Raw genomic sequence first — 4,099 nt, forward strand, 5'->3', positions numbered from 1 at the left:
CCTGGGAGGCCATCGTCGACCACGCCAAGGCCGAGAACGTGGACCTCATCGTCATGGCCTCGCACGGCCGCAAGGGCTTTGCGGCCCTGCTGCTGGGCAGCGAGGCGCAGAAGGTGTTGTCGCACATTGAAACGCCGRTGCTCATCGTCAAATAGGCGTCAAGTGAGCATCGAACGCCACTGAGGCTCCGCTGTCAGGCGAGGCCTACGCGGGCATGCGGCGGCGCGCACGCAGCCGCACCCAGTCTCGTGGACTAAATTCACCCCATGCTGCTCGTCTGCCCCCAGTGTGGAACCCGCAACCGCGTGCCCGACGAACGCCTCGCCGACGATCCCACCTGCGGGCGTTGCGGCGGGCCCGTTGCGCCGCGCAAGCCGGTGGCCCTGGGCGATGCGGATCTGGGCCCCTACCTCCACGGCACCGAGGCGCCGGTGCTGGTGGACTTCTGGGCAGCTTGGTGCGGACCCTGCCGCTCCTATGCCCCGCACTTCGAGCAACTCGCCGCCAACCGGCCGGACATCCGCTTCGTCAAGGTAGACAGCGACTCAGCGCAGCGCACCAGCGCAAGCCTGCAGATCCGCAGCATCCCGACGACGGTGCTGTTCGTTGGCGGCCGTGAGGTTGCGCGGCAGAGCGGTGCGATGACGGCTGCGCAACTGGGCGCATGGGTGGACGGCGCCCTGCGCTGACCGCGGTCCAGCCATGGCTCACTCCCCAGAAGTCGCGATCCTCACAGCCCCTTGGCAATCCGGCTCTTGCATCGCCTTCCTATAGTCGGAGAACGCCACCGCCAGGCGCTGACCAAATCCCGGGCCGGTGGTGATGCTCATGACCAGCTGCCCGTTGCCATCTCTGGCGCATATCAGCCCTTGAGCCCGCTCGAAAGACAGCTGGCCCACGCCAGCCACCGGGCCGAAACTACGGTTGAACTCAAACAAGGCCATGGTCTTCTCCCACCCAGGTATCGAACTCGTTGACGGCGTCCCGTACGCTCGAACGCGAACATCAGGCCGGTGTCGTCAGATGAAACGGATATGGCGTCCCTCAAAGCTCTCGAAGATGTCGCGCCAAAACTCCCCGTCAACCTCATCGACCTCGACGGCGTGCAGAAACTGAACCTTTCTGAACTCATCTCGCATGCCCTCAGGCCACTGTTCGTTGTGGGTCCGGTCGGTGGTGCGGCGCTCGGCGATATGCATGGCGTTCTCTCTTTGGATTGCTGGGGTTGGCGGCGTCTTGTTCATAGCGTCGCCAGTGTCTGAATGCCCGCGCTCAATGGATATCGCCCTGAAGAGGGGGGCCAACGGGCCATATCCCCCGAAAGGGGGAAACGCGTCGCCAAGATCCCCACTAAGGGCGATGGCCTGAACTCCTTGCGGTCGAGACACTGACGGTCATCGAATGCAGTCACCCAGGAGCCACCTTGCAAGCCGTCGCCACCGTTGCCAGCCACCGCGCCATCCAGTTCCCCGGCTTGTTCACGCGCTCAGCCGAGAAGATCCAGCCGATCCACCGCAACGTACAGCGCAGCTACGCCAATGAGATCCGCGACAGCATCATGCGTCGCACCCGCCAGATGAGCGGCACGCAGTCCCATAACCGGYGCGTCCAGTTCCTGGCTGGCGTCGAGGTGCGCGAGATCAGCATGGACGACTGGATCAAGGCCAACGAGGAATACCGCCCCGTCTGGTTCGGCTGAACGGGGTCAGGAACAACCGGCTGCTTTAGAAGGCGAACGACCGAGATCAGCCTGAAGCCGCCTTTGCGCTGGCCTGACAGCCGGTGCTTCCGTCACCGCGAGCTTGGGTCAACTATTTAGCCAGTTAAACCTTAGGTCACAAAGTTGAACGACAAGCGCGGTCAGGCTCTCGGCGCCAACGAAGCGTCGCTATGCTGTGCGGATACAGCCTCACGCCTCGGGAGAGTGGATGTCGCCCCTAAATCACGCCTTCCTCAAGTTCGTGCTTCGTGCCGATCGTCAAGATGACGCGGTGTTGGAACGCACCTTCGTTGAATTCGGGTCGGCCGTCTCGGTGCTGACCTCCGTTGACCATCAAATTGTCTTTGGCCGCCGGGGTACGGGGAAGACCCATCTGCTGACGCATATCCGCCAGTCACGTCGTGCGGCGGGCGAAATGGCTATCCAGTTGGACCTCCGGACGATTGGCTCAAGCAATGGCATCTATGGCGACAGCGCAACGTCAATCGTGCAGCGTGGCACGCGCCTCCTTCTAGAAGTCCTCGGCGCGATCCACGGCGCAATATTCGAGCAGGTTGTGGAACATGACGCCGCAGACCTCAGCGCCACCGGGCCGCTGTTGGATCAACTGGCAGATGTCATCAAAGATGTCCGAGTGGTCGGCACCACAACGGTTGAAGCGACCATTCTTGAAGAGGCAGGCGAGACAGCGCAGGCAAAAGTTCAGGCAACGCTATCGCTCAAAGCTCCGAGCCTCGGCGCAGAGGCCACAGCAGGTCAGACCACCAAGAACGCCGCAAGCACAAAGTTTGTCCAGCAGGGCACCGAGGTCGCGCGGGTCAGTTTTGGAAACGTGGGCGCGGCCTTTCGCAAACTCGTGGCCACGCTTCCCAAAAAGCGGCTGTGGTTGCTGATCGATGAATGGAGCGAGATTCCCTTAGACCTGCAGCCGTATCTTGCTGACTTGCTTCGCCGCGCCGTGCTGCCTACACCTGGCATCTCTGTGAAGCTCGCCGCCATTGAGCAACGCAGCCGCTTCCTTGTGCCTAACTCGGTTACGGGCAACTTGGGGCTTGAGCTTGGCGCCGACGTGGCAGCCGCGGTGACCCTTGATGAATACATGGTGTTCGACAACGACGCTCAGCAGTCGGTCGCCTTCTTCAAGAAACTTGTCTTGCGCCACGTCCAGGACGTGATGACACAGGAGGGCGAAACCCCTCCCAAGGATGAGGCGCAGCTCATCTCGATGGGCTTCACGCAAGCAAATGCCTTTGAAGAAATCGTCCGGGCCGCTGAGGGCGTCCCTCGCGATGCCATGTATCTGCTGACGTATGCGGCACAGCGCGCGAAGGGCGAGGCTATTTCGGTCAGCGATGCAAGAGGCGCAGCATTGCGCCACTATCAAGGCTCAAAGGACCCCAACGTCAGCGCCAACGATCAGGCGAAGCAGCTGCTTACTTGGATCATCGACAAGGTGATTAAAGAGCGCCAGACCAAAGCGTTTCTGCTTGAAGCAGGCCTAAAAGACAAGTTGATTGACTACCTCTACGATGAGCGAGTTTTGCATGTGCTTCGCAAGGGGATGTCTGCGCAGGACACGCCAGGCGTCCGATATCACGTCTACGGCATCGACTACGGCTGTTACGTTGATCTCATCAACACCAAGGGTGCGCCGAAGGGCCTGCTTGATCTTGGCCAAGGCACCCAAGACTTTTCCGATGAAGTTCCAAAGACCGATTTCCGGTCAATCCGACGTTGTGTGCTGGACCTAGATGATTTCTACAAGCGAGACGACCCGGACCAGGGCGAACTCAAGCTAGTCGCCAGACCTTGACGCCAAACCTTGCGAGAGCAGGTTGTCAGGCGACCTCTAAATGTTCCACGAACGAAGCAAAGCTCGAAGCGACAAGATGCAGTCCGGATTCGCCAGCCGCGTGCTCGTGATCCCAGAAGTACACCTTCCCGAAGGGCTCCTCACGCAGGTCTATACAGAACGCGTTGCCGAACGAGTCTTCGCCGATCCGAAGGCAGTAGTTCGGTATCAAGTCAAAGCCAGCGCCTTCTTGCCTGATCGACAGCAGGTCATAGCGCTTATCCGAGCAAGCAGCGTAGAGCGTGTCTACCGCGTAGCGCCCGTCATGATGCCCAGACAGCCGATCAGGGCTCGCGATGTAGACCACGCCGTCGACCTCGAAGATGCCCGTGTCGGGATAGCGCTTGAGGAACTCCACAAACTCGCCTGGTACGGGGTAACCAACAACCTGGCTGAGCCCGGCGAGAGCGGCGAACTCATGACGGTCCGTCTCAACCAAGGGCCGGTAAATCAATTTGTCCAGATTTTCAAACAATGTGCTTACCTCTAAATTCACCGCAGCACTGGGCTAGGCAACAGGCCAAGAT

The 4,099-nt window shown here is 60.5% G+C and carries 7 protein-coding genes; 4 read left to right on the forward strand and 3 right to left on the reverse strand.

Annotation, left to right across the window (positions count from 1 at the left end):
• Positions 1–11 precede the first annotated feature (11 nt).
• Entirely contained in the window at positions 12–155 is a 144-nt protein-coding gene (locus ACXJKR_RS26140; RefSeq protein WP_457325297.1) for a universal stress protein, read from the forward strand.
• Positions 156–266: 111 nt separating this feature from the next.
• Positions 267–689, forward strand: coding sequence for a thioredoxin TrxC (trxC, locus tag ACXJKR_RS26145; protein ID WP_457325291.1), 423 nt, complete (start codon positions 267–269; stop codon positions 687–689).
• Between the two features lie 18 nt (positions 690–707).
• On the opposite strand, the gene ACXJKR_RS26150 is transcribed toward trxC, so the two are convergent.
• Complete coding sequence (locus ACXJKR_RS26150; protein ID WP_457325292.1) at positions 708–944, reverse strand: hypothetical protein; 237 nt, start codon at positions 942–944, stop codon at positions 708–710.
• Between the two features lie 75 nt (positions 945–1,019).
• Positions 1,020–1,244 carry a hypothetical protein gene (locus tag ACXJKR_RS26155; protein WP_457325293.1) on the reverse strand — a complete coding sequence of 75 codons (225 nt, stop codon included), beginning with the start codon at positions 1,242–1,244 and terminating at the stop codon, positions 1,020–1,022.
• A gap of 179 nt (positions 1,245–1,423) precedes the next feature.
• Between ACXJKR_RS26155 and ACXJKR_RS26160 the strand changes: the two genes are divergently transcribed.
• Together ACXJKR_RS26160 and ACXJKR_RS26165 are read left to right on the forward strand one after the other, a co-directional pair.
• Positions 1,424–1,699 (forward strand): hypothetical protein, encoded by a 276-nt coding sequence (locus tag ACXJKR_RS26160; RefSeq protein WP_457325294.1) that lies wholly within the window; start codon positions 1,424–1,426, stop codon positions 1,697–1,699.
• 229 nt (positions 1,700–1,928) lie between these two features.
• Entirely contained in the window at positions 1,929–3,533 is a 1,605-nt protein-coding gene (locus tag ACXJKR_RS26165; RefSeq protein ID WP_457325295.1) for a hypothetical protein, read from the forward strand.
• A 25-nt stretch (positions 3,534–3,558) separates the two neighbouring features.
• Here ACXJKR_RS26165 and ACXJKR_RS26170 read toward each other — a convergent pair whose 3' ends face one another.
• Positions 3,559–4,047, reverse strand: coding sequence for an SMI1/KNR4 family protein (locus ACXJKR_RS26170; protein ID WP_457325296.1), 489 nt, complete (start codon positions 4,045–4,047; stop codon positions 3,559–3,561).
• Positions 4,048–4,099: the final 52 nt, after the last annotated feature.

It is taken from the genome of Roseateles sp. P5_E11, assembly GCF_054049355.1.